This window comes from Pseudomonas benzenivorans (assembly GCF_024397895.1).
GTDB classification, from domain to species: Bacteria; Pseudomonadota; Gammaproteobacteria; order Pseudomonadales; family Pseudomonadaceae; genus Aquipseudomonas; species Aquipseudomonas benzenivorans_A.
The window spans coordinates 4093155-4109409 of the sequence record NZ_CP073346.1 but is presented as its reverse complement, the minus strand read 5'-3'; the positions used below and the strand labels follow the sequence as shown (position 1 = coordinate 4109409).

The window sequence follows — 16255 nt, the reverse complement described above, 5'->3', positions numbered from 1 at the left end:
GGCGCCACACACCGTACCTTTACCTGCGAGAAACTCGCCATGCCCGATCCAGCCGCCCTGCACCTGCCCGACTCACCCTTCCCCGCTGTCGACATACGTGCGAGCTGCGCCGGCGACGCCCCCTCGACTGAAAAAACAAGGGCGCGCCGAAGCGCGCCCCTGGTCGACCGACGAGACCCCTAGCCGAACAGGCCGATGGTGTGCAGGAACACCACCAGGATGCCCAGCGGGGTGACCCAGCGCAGCACCTGCCACCACAGCGTGAACAGCTGCGGATTGGCGATGCCCAGGGCCTCCTGGACAGAGGCGCGGCTGAGTACCCAACCGGTGAACAGCACCGTGGCCAGACCGCCAAGCGGCATCAGCAGGTTGGTGGTCAGGTAGTCCAGGCAATCGAAGAAGCTCTTGCCGAACAGGGTTAACTCGCTCCAGGCGTTGAACGACAGCACCGTGCCCAGGCTCAGCACCCAGAGCGCGACGCCGCTGAGCAGCACGGCCTTGAGCCGGCCGATGCCGAATTTCTCGCAGAGCCAGGCGATGGTCGGCTCGCTCAGGGAGATTGCCGAGGTCAACGCGGCAATCGCCAGCATGATGAAGAACAACCCGCCAATCAGCTGACCGAAGGGCATCTGGCCGAAGGCGATCGGCAGGGTGACGAAGATCAGCCCCGGCCCGGCGCCCGGCTCCAGGCCGTTGGCGAACACCAGCGGGAAGATCGCCAGGCCGGCCAGCAGCGCCACGGCCGTGTCGGCCAGGGCCACCATCAGCGAGGTTTTGGCAATCGAGGTGCCGGCCGGCAGGTAGGAGCCGTAAACCATCATGGCGCCACTGGCCAGGCTGAGGGTGAAGAAGGCGTGTCCCAGGGCCACCAGCACGCTCTGCGCACTGAGCTTGCTGAAGTCGGCGTCGAACAGGAAGTGCACCGCCTCGCCGAAATGGCCGGTGGTCGCGGCGTAGCCGACCAGCACCAGCAGCAGCACGAACAGGCCCGGCATCATGAAGCGCAGCGAGCGCTCGAGGCCTTCGCGCACGCCCAGGGCGACGATACCCAGGGTCACCAGCAGCACCAGGGTGCCGTAGCCGGCCAGCTTCCACGGGTCGGCCAGCATGGCGCCGAACAGCGCGCCGCTGCTGTCGCCGTTCAGCCCGGCGAACTCGCCCATGGCGGCCGCCGGCGCATAGGCCACGGCCCAGCCAGCCACCACCGCATAGAAGCTGAGAATCAGGAAGCCGGTGAGCACTGCCACGCTGCCGAGTATCCGCCAGTGGCGACTGGCGCCGGCCTGCCGGGCCAGGGCGGCGAAGGCGCCCTCGGGGTTGGCACGGCCACGACGTCCGATCATCACCTCGGCCATCAGCAAGGGGATGCCGATGACCAGAATGCAGGCCAGGTAGACCAGCACGAAGGCGCCACCGCCGTTCTCGCCGGTGATATAGGGAAACTTCCAGATATTGCCCAGGCCGACCGCCGAGCCGGTGGCGGCCAGGAAGAAGGCCCAGCGCGAGGACCACAGGCCGCGGCTGGTGCTGCTGGAGGCGCCGGCGTAGCTGCCGGCAACGATGCTGTCTTGACTCATTGGGACGTGCCCTCTTGTTGTTTTGTCAGGATGCGGGGCGCCCAGCGCGGCGCCCGTGGGTGTTTAGCGGCCCGCGCGCAGGCGCTCGCGCGCCATGCGGTCGGCAATCGCGGTGGTGGTGGCGCCCTCGGCCTGGGAGCGAAGGAAGATCTCCTCCAGGGTCGCGCCTATGCCTTCGACGTGAGCCTTGAGCTGCGCAGCCGTACCGCCAGTGCGCTCGTAGCACACGTCGATGATGCCGCCGGCGTTGATCGCATAGTCCGGGGCATACAGGCAGCCCTTGCGCTGCAGCTCCTCGGCCAGCTGCGCGTCGGCCAGCTGGTTGTTTGCCGCGCCGGCGACCACCGGGGCACGCAGGGCCTCCAGGGTCTGCGGATTGATGATCGCGCCCATGGCGCACGGGGCGAACACGTCCACGTCGAGTCCGTAGATATCGTTCTGCCCCACCGCGGTGGCGCCCAGTTGCTCCACCGCACGGCGCACGTTGGCCTCGACGATGTCGGTCACCCAGAGCTCGGCGCCGGCGGCCTTGAGCTGTCGGGCCAGGTCGAAGCCGACCTGGCCGACGCCCTGGATCGCCACCTTGAGGCCCTTGAGGTCGTCGCGGCCGAGGCGGTGCTTGACCGCCACCTGCAGGCCGATGAACACCCCATAAGCCGTCGAGGGCGAAGGGTCGCCATTGCGCAGGCCGCCATCGAAGGCTTCGCGCTGGCCGGCGCCGGCCACGTGGCGGGTGCGCTCGGCCATCATCTGCATTTCCGCCACGCCGGTGCCGGAGTCGGCCGCGGTGATATAGCGGCCGCCCAGGCTGTCGACGAAATCGCCCATGGCCTGGAACAGCGCCGCGCTCTTGCCGCTGTGCGGGTCGCCGATGATCACCGCCTTGCCGCCGCCCAGCGGCAGCTGCGCCAGCGCGGATTTGTAGGTCATGCCGCGGGACAGACGCAGCACATCACGCAGCGCCTCGTCGTCGCTGGCGTAGCGCCACATGCGGCAGCCGCCGAGCGCCGGGCCGAGGGTGGTGTCATGGATGGCGATGATGGCTTTCAGGCCGCTGGCCTTGTCGTGGCCATAGACCACCTGCTCGTGGTGATCGAAGTCGACGTGGGAAAACACGGACATGAGGGTTCCTCAAGGGTTCTTGTTGTTTGGAAAAAGGGGGGATCAGCGTCAGCAGAACGGGCACGGGGAGGCATCCCCCCGCGCCCGCACAGCCGTCAGGCCGCCGGTTCGAACAGCTGCACGGCCTGGATCTCGCCGGCACTCAGGCGCTCGCGCAGTTGCCGGGCCTGCTCGCGCACCCTGGCCAGCGCCTGTTCCTTGACGTGGCCGTAGCCGCGGATCTGCTCCGGCAGCTCGGCCAGCGCCACGGCGCTGCGGTAGTTGCCGGCGTTGAGCTGCTTGAGCAGGAACTCGACGCTCTGCTCGTAGTCGGCGATCAGCTGCAGCTCCAGGCGCCGCTCGGCGCTGTAGCCGAACGGGTCGAGGGCCGTGCCACGCAGGCCCTTGAACTTGGCCAGCAGGCCGAAGGCCTTGAGCATCCAGGGGCCGAACTGGCGCTTGCGCGGCTCGCCACTGAGCGGATCGGGCTTGCTCAACCAGGACGGCGCCAGGTGGAACTCCAGACGGTAGTCACCCTGGAACTGCGCCTCCAGCTGCTGGATGAAGCTGCCGTCGCTGTAAAGCCGCGCCACTTCGTACTCGTCCTTGTAGGCCAGGAGCTTGAAGTAGTAGCGAGCCACGGCCTTGCTCAGGGCCTGATCGTCGCTCCGGTCGGCCCGGCTGACGCGCTCCACCAGTTGGCGATAACGCTCGGCGTAGGCAGCGTTCTGGTAGGCGGTGAGGAAATCGACGCGGAACTGCACGATCTCCTCGAGGGTTTCGCAGCGCGGCGCCTGCTGCACCGCGGGTTTGGCCAGCTTCTCCACCGCCGCCACGTCATGGGCGGCGCGGCGCCCCCAGAGGAAGGCCTGCTGGTTGAGCGCCACGGCCACGCCATTGAGCGCGATGGCCTTCTCTATGGCCTCGGCCGATACGGGCACCAAGCCCTTTTGATAGGCGTACCCGAGCATGAACAGGTTGGTGGCGATGCTGTCACCCAGCAGGCGGGTGGCCAGGCGGGTGGCGTCGACGAAGTGGGTCTTGTCCTGGCCCACCGCCTCGTGCAGCGCCTCGCGCATGGCCGCGCCGGGCACCTGGGCGTCCGGGTTGCGGGTGAACTCGGCGGTGGCCGCCTCATGGCTGTTGATCACGGCGTGGGCGATCTTGTCATTGAGCTTGGCCAGGGCCTCTTCGCTGGCGGCGACCACCAGGTCGCAGCCGAGCAGCAGGTCGGTTTCGCCGGCGGCGATGCGCACCGCAAAGATGTCGTCCTGCTTGGCCGCGATGCGGATGTGGGTGATCACCGGGCCGAACTTCTGCGCCAGGCCGGCCTGGTCGAGCACGCTGCAGCCCTTGCCCTCGATGTGCGCGGCCATGCCCAGCAGGGCGCCGACCGTGGTCACGCCGCTGCCGCCGACGCCCGGCAGGAGGATGTTCCAGGGCCGCGCCAGGCTCGGCTGCCGGGGCTCCGGCAGGGCCACGAACAGCGCGTTCTTGCCCACCGCTTCCGGCTTGCGCAGACTGCCGCCGTGCACCGTGACGAAGCTCGGACAGAAGCCTTCGACGCAGGAGAAATCCTTGTTGCAGGCGTTCTGGTCGATCTCGCGCTTGCGCCCCAGCTCGGTTTCCAGCGGCAGCACCGACAGGCAGTTGGACTTGACGCTGCAGTCGCCGCAACCCTCGCAAACGGCGGGGTTGATGAAGGCACGCTTCTGCGGGTCGACCAGCTTGCCGCGCTTGCGCCGGCGACGCTTCTCGGTGGCGCAGGTCTGGTCATAGATGATCACCGAGACACCCTTGAACTCGCGCAGCTCACGCTGCACCGCGTCCAGTTCGTGGCGGTGATGGAAGCTGACAATGGGGGCGAAAGTGGTGCGGCTCGGGTACTTGTCCGGCTCGTCGCTGACCAGGGCGATACGCTTGACGCCCTCGGCGAACACCTGCTGGCTGAGCTGGTCGACGCGCAGCTCGCCGTCGATCGGCTGGCCTCCGGTCATGGCCACGGCGTCGTTGTAGAGGATCTTGTAGGTGATGTTGACCCCGGCGGCCACGGCCGCGCGCAGGGCCAGCTGGCCGGAATGGAAGTAGGTGCCGTCGCCGAGGTTCTGGAAGATGTGCGGGGTGTCGGTGAACGGCGCCTGGCCGATCCAGGTGGCGCCCTCGCCGCCCATCTGGGTGAAGGTGTCGGTGTTGCGGTCCATCCACTGGGTCATGTAGTGGCAACCGATGCCGCCCTGGGCGCGACTACCCTCGGGCAGTTTGGTCGAGGTGTTGTGCGGGCAGCCGGAACAGAAGTGCGGCGTGCGCAGGGTGCTGTGCTTGGGCGCGGCCAGGGAGGCTTCCTTGGCCGCGAGGAAGGCCAGGCGCTCCTCGATGCTGTCGCTGCTGTAGATCGGCTCCAGGCGCTTGGCGATGGCGCGGGCGATCATCGCCGGGGTCAGCTCACTGAGGTTGGGCAGCAGGGAATTGCCGTCCTCGTCGAACTCGCCGACCACCCGCGGGCGCTTGCCCACCGGCCAGTTGTAGAGCTGGCCGGTCAGCTGGTCCTCGATGATGCTGCGCTTCTCCTCGACCACCAGGATCTCGTCCAGCCCCTCGGCGAACTCGTGCACGGAGACCGGCTCCAGCGGCCAGCTCATACCCACCTTCAGTACACGCAGGCCGACCTGGGCGCACAATTGCTCATCCAGGCCGAGGTCTTCCAAGGCCTGGCGCACGTCCAGGTAGGACTTGCCGGTGGTGATGATGCCCAGGCGCGGATTGGGCGAGTCGAGCAGCACCTGGTTGAGGTTGTTGGCGCGGGCGAAGGCGCGGGCCGCATAGATCTTGTAGGTGTTCAGGCGTTTTTCCTGAACCAGGGGTGGATCCGGCCAGCGGATGTAAACGCCGTCCTCGGGCAGCTCGAAGTCCTCGGGAATCTGCACCTTGACCCGCAGCGGATCGACCTCCACCACCGCCGAGGAGTCGACGTTCTCGGCGATGGTCTTCAGCGCCACCCAGCAACCGCTGTAGCGCGACAGTTCCCAACCGATGATGCCGTAATCGAGGATTTCCTGGACGTTGGCCGGATTGAGCACCGGAATCGACGCGGCGATAAAGGCATGCTCGCTCTGGTTGGCGATGCTCGAGGACTTGCAGCCATGGTCGTCGCCGGCCAGCAGCAGCACGCCGCCATGCTCGGATACCCCGGCCGAGTTGCCGTGCTTGAACACGTCGCCGCAGCGGTCGACACCCGGGCCCTTGCCGTACCACATGGCAAACACGCCGTCATAGCGCGCGCCGGGGAACAGGTTGGTCTGCTGGCTGCCCCACACCGAGGTGGCGGCCAACTCTTCGTTGACCCCGGGCCGGAAATGGATGTGGTTGTCCTGAAGGAAGGACTTGGCCTCCCACAGACTCTTGTCTAGGTTGCCCAGGGGCGAGCCGCGGTAGCCGGAAATGAAACAGGCGGTATTCAGGCCCTGGGCGCTGTCGCGCTGCTTCTGCAGCATCGGCAGTCGGGTTAGCGCCTGGGTGCCGGTGAGGTACAGATGACCGGTGGCAAGACGGTATTTGTCATCCAGGCGGATCTCGGCCAGTGACATGCGGACGCTCCTTTTATTGTTTTGGCGACCAGGGGGCTGTGACGGTAGGCACGCCCCGATTGGCTCCAGCGCAGGATCGCTGCACTGGGCTGATTACCTAAGAATATGACTGAGCGGTGCCGATTTTTTCTTTCTATTTGAGGGGTAAATTGCAGATACTGCGCATGATCAATCCAACAAAAACAACAAATCGGACAAGTCCATGCAAGAGACGCTCAACCCGCTCGATCGCAAGATCCTCCGCCTGCTACAGCACGACGCCGACCTGTCCGCGGCGGAGATCGCCGAGCGGGTCAAATTGTCACAATCACCTTGCTGGCGGCGTATTCACCGCATGCAGGAAGAGGGACTGATCGAACGCAAGGTCGCCCTGCTCAATCACAAGCTGCTCGGTTTCAGCATCACGGTATTCGTCGACATCAAGCTGTCCGCCCACGGCCGCAGCAACCTGGAGGAGTTCGAGCAGGCGGTGATCGGCTACCCGGAAGTGCTGGAGTGCTACACCATGGCCGGCGGCTCGGACTACCTGCTCAAGGTGGTGGCCAAGGACATCGCCAGCTACGAGCGCTTCCTGCGCGACCACCTGCTGCAGCGACCGCACGTGCAGGAGGCGCACTCCAATATCGCCATGAGCGAGGTCAAGCGCACCACCGAACTGCCGCTGGATTGAGCGGCCGGAGCGGCAGCCTGTCTCGCTTGCCGATTCGCGAAGAGTCAGGCTGCCGGCTCGACCGGTGCCGGGCTGGCACCTTCCGGCGTCGCCTCCGGGTACCCGAGCAGCCCGAACAGGCACTCCACGGCCTGGCCCAGGTCACCACTGTTATCCAGCAGATGAAGTCGCTCAGCCACGAAGGCGGCACCGGCAAACTGTGCGCTACGGCGCAGACGCGCAGCGATCTGTTCCGGGGTCTCACGGCCGCGCCTCAGCAGGCGCTGGTGCAATACCTCGGGCTCGACCGTCAGGAGCACCGCCAGCAGCTCCGGGTAGCGCCGGCGCGCCGCTTCCAGGTAGCCCCGCGACCCATTGACAAGCACGTCCCGGCCCGCCCCCAGCCAGTCGTCGATCTGCCTGGGAATGCCGTAGGCCAGGCCATTGGCGTACCAGCTCATGGCAAAGTCGCCGGCCCGCTCGCGCTCGGCGAAGGCCTCGGGCGACAGCGCCACGGCATCCTCGCCAAGCGCCTGCGCCGAACGCGTGATGACCCGCCGAGCCACCAGGCACCCGCGCGCCGCGAGGCGCTCACGGGCGGCGTCGAGCAGACTGTCCTTGCCGGCCCCGGAGGGCCCCATCAGATAGATCAACCTGCCGCCCATCTAACCACCCACCTGGCTAATTGCTCGAACAGCCGACTCACTCGACCGGCGACAGGATAGTACTCGCCCAAGGCCTGCAGGGGTGCCGATTGACCACTCGCCCCTGCGCCAACAAACAAACTTGGCCAGATAAGTCATGCGCCAGCGGGAAAGCGCCGGAAATGACCAGAACCCGGGACATATGGGTAGGCGAAGCCACGAAACAGGTACAAACTGACAAATGACACTCATTTCTGACAACGGGTACTGGCAGAAAGCCTTTACAGCGGGCAAAATACGACACGTAATTGGCGCCAATAAATTGTTTTTGGCGACCAATGGGTCAGTGCGAGGCAAATGGCTATTCTATTTGAACGGCTAGTGTGAAAGATGGTCAAAACGGTGACAATCCTGTAGCTCATTGCCAGTATCGCTTCCTGAACTAACCGGTTAAATGTGTGCGCCCTTATGAAACAGGCTACCTACTCCAGCCGCACCGCTGACAAGTTCGTTGTTCGCTTGCCCGACGGCATGCGCGAGCGCATCGCCGATGTCGCGCGCAACCATCATCGCAGCATGAACTCCGAGATCATCGCCCGCCTCGAGCAGAGCATGCTCCAGGAAGGCAGTCTGGGTGACGAGGTCAATCTGCGCATGGACAGCCCCGAGCTGAGCCTGCATGAACGCGAGTTGCTGATGCGCTTTCGCCAGCTGTCCCGCCGCCAGCAGAATGCCTTGGTCGCCTTGATCGCCCACGACGCGGAAATGGCAGCAGACGAGCAATAGCACCGCACAATCGGTCGGCCGCCAAAGTCGGCCGGCGCCCACCATGAAAAAGCCGCCCAGTGGGCGGCTTTTCTGTTTACGGCCTGCGCGGCCCGATCAGCCGACGAAGTTGAGCAACACCCCCGCCGCCACCGCCGAGCCGATCACCCCGGCCACGTTCGGCCCCATGGCATGCATCAGCAGGAAGTTCTGCGGATTGGCCTCCAGGCCGACCCTGTTCGACACCCGCGCCGCCATCGGCACCGCCGACACCCCGGCCGAGCCGATCAGCGGGTTGATCTTGTTCTTGCTGAGCAGGTTCATGCCCTTGGCCATCAACACCCCGGCCGCGGTGCCGCCACAGAAGGCCACCATGCCCAACACCAGGATGCCCAGGGTCTTGAGCTGCAGGAAGGCCTCGGCCGAGAGCTTGGAGCCCACGGTCAGCCCCAGGCCGATGGTGACGATGTTGATCAGCGCATTGCGCGAGGTGTCCGCCAGGCGCTCGACCACGCCGGCCTCGCGCAGCAGGTTGCCGAAGGCGAACATGCCCACCAGCGGTGCGGCGTCCGGCAGCAGCATGCCGACCAGCAGGCACAGCACCACCGGGAAGACGATCTTCTCGACCTGACTGACATGCCGCAGCTGCTGCATGACGATGGCGCGCTCTTCCTTGGTCGTCAGCGCGCGCATGATCGGCGGCTGAATCAGCGGCACCAGGGCCATGTAGGAATAGGCCGCCACGGCGATGGGGCCAAGCAGATCAGGGGCCAGCTTGGAGGTGACGAAGATCGACGTGGGGCCATCGGCGCCGCCGATGATGGCGATCGACGCCGCCTCCTTGAGGCTGAACTCCATGCCGGGGATGCCCAGGGCGGTCAGCGCCAGGGCGCCGATCAGGGTGGCGAAGATACCGAACTGCGCCGCCGCGCCGAGCAGCAGGGTCTTGGGGTTGGCCAGCATCGGACCGAAGTCGGTCATGGCACCGACGCCCATGAAGATCAGCAGCGGAAACAGGCTGGTGGGCAGGCCGACCTCATAGATCATGTGCAGGAAACCGGCACCCTCGGCCATATTCGCCACCGGAATGTTGGCCAGCAGGCCGCCGAAACCGATGGGGATCAGCAGCAGCGGCTCGAAACCCTTGCGGATCGCCAGGTAGATCAGCCCCATGCAGACCAGGATCATCAGCGCCTGGCCGGGCTCCAGATGATAGAGGCCGGTGCTTTGCCACAGCTTGACAAGCTTCTCCATGACGCGCCCCTCAGGCGATGGCCAGCAGGCTGTCGCCCACTGCCACCGCATCACCGACCTTGACGTTGACGGCAGCAACGGTGCCGGCCTTGAGTGCGCGGATCTCGGTTTCCATCTTCATCGCTTCGAGGATGATCACCAGCTGCCCTTCCTCGACCACGGCGCCCGGCTGCACCAGCACCTTGAAGATGTTGCCGGCCAGCGGCGCAGCCTGCGACTCGCCGCCGCCGACAGCAGCCGGAGCGGCGGCCGCGGCAGGTGTCGAGGCGCCGCCGAGCGACTTGATGCCCTCGATATCGCCGCCCTCGCCCACCTGCACGACGTAGGATTTGCCGTTCACTTCGACGGTGTAGACCTCGGGCTTGCCGGCTTCGCGCGCCGGCAGCTCCTGGCCAGTCGGCGCCGGCTCGAAGGCCGCCGGGTTGCCGCGGTTCTCCAGGAACTTCAGGCCGATCTGCGGGAACAGGGCGTAGGTCAGCACGTCGTCGATCGCGTCCTTGGCCAGCTTTATGCCCTTCTCCTGGGCGATGCCCTTGAGCTCGGCCGTCAGCTTGTCCATCTCCGCCTCGAGCAGGTCGGCCGGGCGGCAGGTGATGGCTTCGCCACCGTCCAGCACCCGGGCCTGCAACTCGGCATTGAACGGCGACGGCGCCGCGCCGTACTCGCCCTTGAGCACGCCGGCGGTTTCCTTGGTGATCGACTTGTAGCGCTCGCCAGTCAGGACGTTGATCACCGCCTGGGTACCGACGATCTGCGAGGTCGGGGTCACCAGCGGGATGAAGCCAAGGTCTTCGCGCACCCGCGGGATTTCCGCCAGCACCTCGTCGAACTTGTCCTCGGCGCCCTGCTCCTTGAGCTGGCTCTCCATGTTGGTGAGCATGCCGCCCGGCACCTGGGCCACCAGGATGCGCGAGTCGACGCCCTTGAGGTTGCCCTCGAACTTGGCGTACTTCTTGCGCACCTCGCGGAAGTAGGCGGCAATCTCCTCCAGCAGCTCCAGGTTCAGCCCGGTATCGCGTTCGGTGCCCTGAAACATCGCCACCACCGACTCGGTCGGCGAATGGCCGTAGGTCATCGACAGCGAGGAGATGGCGGTGTCGACGTTATCGATGCCGGCTTCCACCGCCTTGAGGATGGCCACGGACGACAGCCCCGCAGTGGCGTGGCACTGCATATGGATCGGGATCGACAGGCTGGCCTTGAGCTGCGACACCAGCTCATAGGCGATATAGGGGGTGAGGATGCCGGCCATGTCCTTGATGGCGATGGAGTCGGCGCCCATGTCCTCGATCTGCTTGGCCAGGTCGACCCACATCTGCAGGCTGTGCACCGGGCTGGTGGTGTAGGAGATGGTGCCCTGGGCATGTTTGCCTTGGCGCTTGACCGCCTGCAGGGCGGTCTGCAGGTTGCGCGGGTCGTTCATCGCATCGAACACGCGGAACACGTCGACGCCGTTGACCGCCGCCCGCTCGACGAACTTCTCCACCACGTCATCGGCGTAGTGACGGTAGCCGAGCAGGTTCTGCCCGCGCAGCAGCATCTGCTGGCGGGTATTGGGCATGGCCTGCTTCAGGGCGCGGATGCGCTCCCAGGGGTCTTCACCGAGGTAACGGATGCAGGCATCGAAGGTCGCGCCGCCCCAGGACTCCACCGACCAGAAGCCGACCTGGTCGAGCTTGGGGGCGATCGGCAGCATGTCCTCCAGGCGTACGCGGGTCGCCAGAATGGATTGGTGGGCGTCACGCAGCACCACATCGGTGATGCCGAGGGCCTTTTTCTCAGCGGTCATAGCAAAGCTCCCTGTCAAACCTGGATCAGCCGCGGCGCGCGCGGTGTTGATGAATGGCGGCCTGGATGGCGGCGAGTACGTCGGGCTCGGGGTCATGGCTCGGCGCCTTGGCAGCGGCCGGCGTGACGACGGCGCGTTGCGGGGCCGACGCAGCGAAGCGCCCGAGCAGCCGCGCCATCAGGCGAATCGATAAGATCAACAGAGCCAGGAAGATGAACACGGAACCCATGCCGAACAGCATGAGCTCGACGCCCTCGAGCAGGAGTTGACTGGGGGTCATGATGACTCCTATTACAGCGGCTCAGGGGCCGCATTTTCATTATTAGCGGAGAGGCCCGGAAAGACGCCGGGCAAAGCTGGCGAACCTTAGCTTGAAACAAGCGTTTGAAGCAAACCCAAGGCCGCTAAAGAGACATTTTCGGACGCAAATGCGTCACCCCTCGATCAAGTTGCCGCCAAAACCGGCGCCCGACCGGCTTTACAGCAGGAACACCGAGGCCATGCCGAGGAAGATGAAGAAACCACCGCTGTCGGTCACCGCCGTGATCATCACGCTGGCGCCCATCGCCGGGTCGCGCCCCATGCGCACCAGGGTCATCGGGATCAGCACGCCCATCAAGGCCGCCAGCAACAGGTTGAGGGTCATGGCAGCGGTCATCACCACGCCCAGCGACCAGCTGCCGTACAACCCGTAGGCCACCGCACCTATCACCCCACCCCAGACCAGCCCGTTGATCAGCGACACGCCGAGCTCCTTGCGGATCAGGCGCGAGGTATTGCCGGTACTGACCTGATCCAGGGCCATCGCCCGCACGATCATGGTGATGGTCTGATTGCCCGAGTTCCCACCGATGCCGGCGACAATTGGCATCAACGCCGCCAAGGCCACCAGTTTCTCGATCGAGCCTTCGAACAGACCGATCACCCGCGAGGCGAGGAAAGCGGTGATCAGATTGATCGCCAGCCACGCCCAGCGGTTGCGCAGCGACTTCCACACCGAGGCGAAGATGTCCTCCTCCTCGCGCAGACCGGCCATATTCAGCACTTCGCTCTCGCTCTCCTCGCGGATCAGGTCGACCATTTCGTCTATGGTCAGCCGACCGATCAGCTTGCCGTTCTTGTCCACCACCGGCGTGGAGATCAGGTCGTAACGCTCGAATGCCTGGGCGGCATCGTAGGCGTCCTCGTCCGGATGGAAGCTCACTGGATCGGTCGCCATGACCTCGCTGACCAGCCGCTCCGGGTCATTGACCAGCAGCCGCTTGACCGGCAGCACCCCTTTGAGCACGCCGCCATAGTCGACCACGAACAGCTTGTCGGTATGCCCCGGCAGCTCCTTGAGCCGGCGCAGGTAGCGCAGGACCACCTCCAGGCTGACATCTTCGCGGATGGTGACCATCTCGAAGTCCATCAGCGCGCCAACCTGCTCCTCCTCGTAGGACAGGGCCGAGCGCACGCGCTCGCGCTGCTGGGCATCGAGGCTCTCCATCAGCTCGTGGACCACGTCGCGCGGCAACTCGGAGGCCAGGTCCGCCAGCTCGTCGGCGTCCATTTCCTTGGCCGCCGCCAGGATTTCGTGATCCTCCATGTCGGCGAGCAGCGACTCGCGGACCGCATCGGACACTTCCAGAAGAATGTCGCCGTCGCGCTCGGCCTTGACCAACTGCCAGACGGTCAGGCGCTCATCGAGGGGCAGGGCTTCGAGGATATGGGCGACGTCGGCGGGGTGCAGGTCGTCGAGCTTGCGCTGCAACTCGGCAAGGTTCTGCCGGTGCACCAAGTTTTCCACCCGCTCGTGGTGCTGCCCCTCCTGACGGTGGGTCAGGTCTTCCACCACCTTGTGGCGATGGAGCAGCTCGACCACCTGGGCAAGGCGATCCTGCAGGCTTTCTTGCGGCTTCTTGGCGTCTACTTCAGTCATGGCGCGCTCCACCCCCAGCGGCGGCGCACGCCAAAGAGGGTCAATCAATCAATACGCGATTGCACAATCGAGATTCAGAGTAACTACTGGGTAAGTCCATGGTGGTGTTCCACAGGCCCCGGCGGGGCTGACGCGGCAAATGATACCACCGCCCGAGCGCATTGCACCCGGCAAAAGCCGGCCAGGAACAAGCGCTTGCATCACAAACCTGAGCGCTCTTAACGGGTTCGAAACTGCGACGCCTAGGCCGCCCCAGAAGGCACCACTGGCAGGTGCATAGTCATCGGCTAGGCTGTTTCGAGGATCGTCAAGGAGGACGCCTCGATGCACGGACTGCACTGCGCAGCGCTCTGCGCCACCCTGTTGTGCCCCGCCCCACTGCTGGCAGCGACCGTATTCCGCTGCGAGGACCCCAGCGGCCACATCACCTTTACCCTGCAGGGCTGCAGCGAACAGCAGACCCTGAAGCTGCAGGCCGCCAACAACCCCACCCCGGGCAGCGGCAAGCCCGTACCGCTGGCGAAAGCCGGCAAAACACCTCGCAACAAGGCACGAACCAACCGCCCCGAACCGGTGGTGGTCGCCGAAAAGCGGGACGGCTGCGGTGATCGCGTTACCGGCAGCGCGCGACGCACCGCGATAATCAAGGAAGAGATACTCGGCGGCATGACCCGTGCCGATGTGGAAAGCGCACTCGGGACACCGGACAAGGTCAGCAGCCAGAACGGCCAGACCCGCTACCACTATCGGGACCAGCAGGGAAACAGCCGGCAGATCAGCTTCGACGAAGCCGGCTGCGTCAAAGGCAAGCGCTAGCGAGCAGAAACCCAGACAAAGAAAAAGGGCCTGCATCGCTGCAGGCCCTTTTCGGTATGGCGCACTCAGGAGGATTCGAACCTCCGACCGCCCGGTTCGTAGCCGGGTACTCTATCCAGCTGAGCTATGAGTGCGTATGGCGCTTTTAGACCAGATCACCGCTGGTTAAAACAAAATGGCTTACATCGCTGTAAGCCACCTGCAATATGGCGCACTCAGGAGGATTCGAACCTCCGACCGCCCGGTTCGTAGCCGGGTACTCTATCCAGCTGAGCTATGAGTGCGCTGAGCGTGCGCATTATAGGGTGTTAAACTCATCTATCAAGCGATTTTTCGATAACTTTCAATAACTTATCGATCTAACGCTGACATTCCACCCTATGCTGCAAATATGGCGGAGAAGGGGGGATTCGAACCCCCGACACCCTTTTGAGGTGTACTCCCTTAGCAGGGGAGCGCCTTCGGCCACTCGGCCACCTCTCCGCAACACGGGGCGCATGATAACCATGTTTTCCCCGTTTGCAAAGCCAAATTTCGAGAAAAATTAGTGGCTTGGCTCGTCGCCTTTCTCTTTCTGGATGCGTTGGTAAATTTCCTCGCGGTGCACGGCTACCTCCTTCGGCGCGTTAACGCCAATGCGCACCTGATTACCTTTCACGCCCAACACGGTGACAGTCACTTCATCACCGACCATCAGGGTCTCTCCGACCCGGCGAGTCAGAATCAGCATTCCTTTCTCCTCACGGCTTACATTTCAGGACAACAGTCTGCAAAAAAGAAAATGGTGGCAGCCCCGAGCAGCTTAAGCGGAACCTTCACCCAAGTATTGACCAGAGTGGGCAGAAAGAAAGTCCTGCCCCTCCCAACCAAAAAGGCGAAAGGCGCGGAACCTGCCGCGCCTTTCGGATAATGCCTCAGTCGCCCTGGCGGGCCGGAGCGTCCAGCTCGAACGCGGTATGCAGAGCGCGCACCGCGAGTTCCAGGTATTTCTCCTCGATCACCACCGACACCTTGATTTCCGAGGTCGAGATCATCTGGATATTGATGTTCTCCTTGGCCAGGGCCTCGAACATGCGGCTGGCGACCCCGGCGTGGGAACGCATGCCGACCCCGACGATGGACACCTTGGCGATCTTGGTGTCGCCAACCACTTCGCGGGCACCCAGTTCACGCGAGGTGTTTTCCAACACCTGCTGAGCAGCCTGGTAGTCGTTGCGGTGCACGGTGAAGGTGAAGTCGGTGGTGTTATCGTGGGACACGTTCTGCACGATCATGTCCACCTCGATGTTGGCGGCACTGATCGGACCGAGGATCTTGAAGGCCACGCCCGGGATGTCCGGCACGCCACGGATGGTCAGCTTGGCTTCGTCGCGGTTGAAAGCGATGCCGGAGATGATCGGCTGTTCCATGGTTTCCTCTTCATCAAGGGTAATGAGGGTGCCCGGCCCCTCTTGGAAGCTGTGCAACACGCGCAGCGGGACGTTGTACTTGCCGGCGAATTCCACCGAACGAATCTGCAGCACCTTGGAACCGAGGCTGGCCATTTCCAGCATCTCTTCGAAGGTGATCTTTTCCAGGCGCTGGGCCTGGGGTACCACGCGCGGATCGGTGGTGTAGACACCATCGACGTCGGTATAGATCTGGCACTCGTCGGCTTTCAGCGCCGCGGCCAGGGCCACCCCTGTGGTGTCGGAGCCACCGCGACCGAGGGTGGTGATGTTGCCGTGCTCGTCCACGCCCTGGAAGCCGGCGACCACGACCACGCGCCCGGCCTTGAGGTCGTTGCGCAGCTTCTGGTCGTCGATCTGCAGAATCCGCGCCTTGTTGTGCGCGCTGTCGGTGAGGATGCGCACCTGATTGCCGGTATAGGACACCGCCGGCACACCGCGCTTGATCAGCGCCATGGCCAGCAGGGCGATGGTCACCTGCTCGCCGGTGGAGACCATCACATCCAGCTCACGCGGCACCGGCTGATCGTCGCTGACCTGCTTGGCCAGGTCGATCAGACGGTTGGTCTCGCCACTCATGGCCGACACCACGACGACGATGTCGTCGCCGTTCTCGCGGAATTTCTTGACCTTCTCGGCGACCTGCTGAATACGCTCAACGGTGCCGACGGAGGTGCCCCCGAATTTCTGTACGATCAAAGCCATTT

13 protein-coding genes and 3 tRNA genes are annotated in these 16255 nt (G+C 64.6%); 3 read left to right on the top strand and 13 right to left on the bottom strand.

The features are described from left to right. Positions 1 to 179 precede the first annotated feature (179 nt). From KDW96_RS19275 to KDW96_RS19265, 3 genes are all read right to left on the bottom strand, one after another. A complete protein-coding gene (locus tag KDW96_RS19275) occupies positions 180 to 1577 on the bottom strand; it encodes a sodium-dependent transporter (protein WP_255837840.1) in 1398 nt (465 codons plus the stop codon). 63 nt (positions 1578 to 1640) lie between these two features. Continuing rightward, positions 1641 to 2699 carry a Leu/Phe/Val dehydrogenase gene (locus KDW96_RS19270; RefSeq protein WP_255837838.1) on the bottom strand — a complete coding sequence of 353 codons (1059 nt, stop codon included), beginning with the start codon at positions 2697 to 2699 and terminating at the stop codon, positions 1641 to 1643. Positions 2700 to 2794: 95 nt separating this feature from the next. After that, positions 2795 to 6262, bottom strand: coding sequence for an indolepyruvate ferredoxin oxidoreductase family protein (locus KDW96_RS19265; RefSeq protein ID WP_255837837.1), 3468 nt, complete (start codon positions 6260 to 6262; stop codon positions 2795 to 2797). A 202-nt stretch (positions 6263 to 6464) separates the two neighbouring features. On the opposite strand from KDW96_RS19265, the gene KDW96_RS19260 reads away from it, so the two are divergent. Then, complete coding sequence (locus KDW96_RS19260) at positions 6465 to 6932, top strand: Lrp/AsnC family transcriptional regulator (protein ID WP_255837836.1); 468 nt, start codon at positions 6465 to 6467, stop codon at positions 6930 to 6932. Positions 6933 to 6976: 44 nt separating this feature from the next. Here the strand turns inward: KDW96_RS19260 and phnN are convergent, their stop codons facing one another. Beyond that, positions 6977 to 7576, bottom strand: coding sequence for a phosphonate metabolism protein/1,5-bisphosphokinase (PRPP-forming) PhnN (gene phnN / locus KDW96_RS19255; RefSeq protein ID WP_255837834.1), 600 nt, complete (start codon positions 7574 to 7576; stop codon positions 6977 to 6979). A gap of 447 nt (positions 7577 to 8023) precedes the next feature. Between phnN and KDW96_RS19250 the strand changes: the two genes are divergently transcribed. Further along, entirely contained in the window at positions 8024 to 8341 is a 318-nt protein-coding gene (locus KDW96_RS19250) for an Arc family DNA-binding protein (protein ID WP_255837833.1), read from the top strand. Positions 8342 to 8437: 96 nt separating this feature from the next. Here KDW96_RS19250 and KDW96_RS19245 read toward each other — a convergent pair whose 3' ends face one another. The 4 genes from KDW96_RS19245 to mgtE form a co-directional block, all read right to left on the bottom strand. Beyond that, positions 8438 to 9574, bottom strand: coding sequence for a sodium ion-translocating decarboxylase subunit beta (locus KDW96_RS19245; protein WP_255837832.1), 1137 nt, complete (start codon positions 9572 to 9574; stop codon positions 8438 to 8440). A gap of 10 nt (positions 9575 to 9584) precedes the next feature. Beyond that, entirely contained in the window at positions 9585 to 11363 is a 1779-nt protein-coding gene (oadA, locus tag KDW96_RS19240) for a sodium-extruding oxaloacetate decarboxylase subunit alpha (RefSeq protein ID WP_255837830.1), read from the bottom strand. Positions 11364 to 11388: 25 nt separating this feature from the next. Further along, complete coding sequence (locus tag KDW96_RS19235; protein ID WP_255837829.1) at positions 11389 to 11643, bottom strand: OadG family protein; 255 nt, start codon at positions 11641 to 11643, stop codon at positions 11389 to 11391. Between the two features lie 198 nt (positions 11644 to 11841). Then, entirely contained in the window at positions 11842 to 13284 is a 1443-nt protein-coding gene (gene mgtE, locus KDW96_RS19230) for a magnesium transporter (protein WP_255837828.1), read from the bottom strand. A gap of 324 nt (positions 13285 to 13608) precedes the next feature. On the opposite strand from mgtE, the gene KDW96_RS19225 reads away from it, so the two are divergent. Further along, a complete protein-coding gene (locus KDW96_RS19225) occupies positions 13609 to 14100 on the top strand; it encodes a DUF4124 domain-containing protein (RefSeq protein WP_255837826.1) in 492 nt (163 codons plus the stop codon). 57 nt (positions 14101 to 14157) lie between these two features. Here the strand turns inward: KDW96_RS19225 and KDW96_RS19220 are convergent. From KDW96_RS19220 to KDW96_RS19200, 5 genes are all read right to left on the bottom strand, one after another. Beyond that, a tRNA-Arg gene (locus KDW96_RS19220) sits at positions 14158 to 14234 on the bottom strand. Positions 14235 to 14307: 73 nt separating this feature from the next. Further along, a tRNA-Arg gene (locus KDW96_RS19215) sits at positions 14308 to 14384 on the bottom strand. Positions 14385 to 14492: 108 nt separating this feature from the next. After that, positions 14493 to 14583, bottom strand: a tRNA-Ser gene (locus KDW96_RS19210). Positions 14584 to 14644: 61 nt separating this feature from the next. Then, positions 14645 to 14830, bottom strand: a complete 186-nt coding sequence (gene csrA, locus KDW96_RS19205) for a carbon storage regulator CsrA (RefSeq protein ID WP_069517029.1) — start codon at positions 14828 to 14830, stop codon at positions 14645 to 14647. Positions 14831 to 15014: 184 nt separating this feature from the next. Then, positions 15015 to 16253 carry an aspartate kinase gene (locus KDW96_RS19200; RefSeq protein WP_255837825.1) on the bottom strand — a complete coding sequence of 413 codons (1239 nt, stop codon included), beginning with the start codon at positions 16251 to 16253 and terminating at the stop codon, positions 15015 to 15017. Positions 16254 to 16255: the final 2 nt, after the last annotated feature.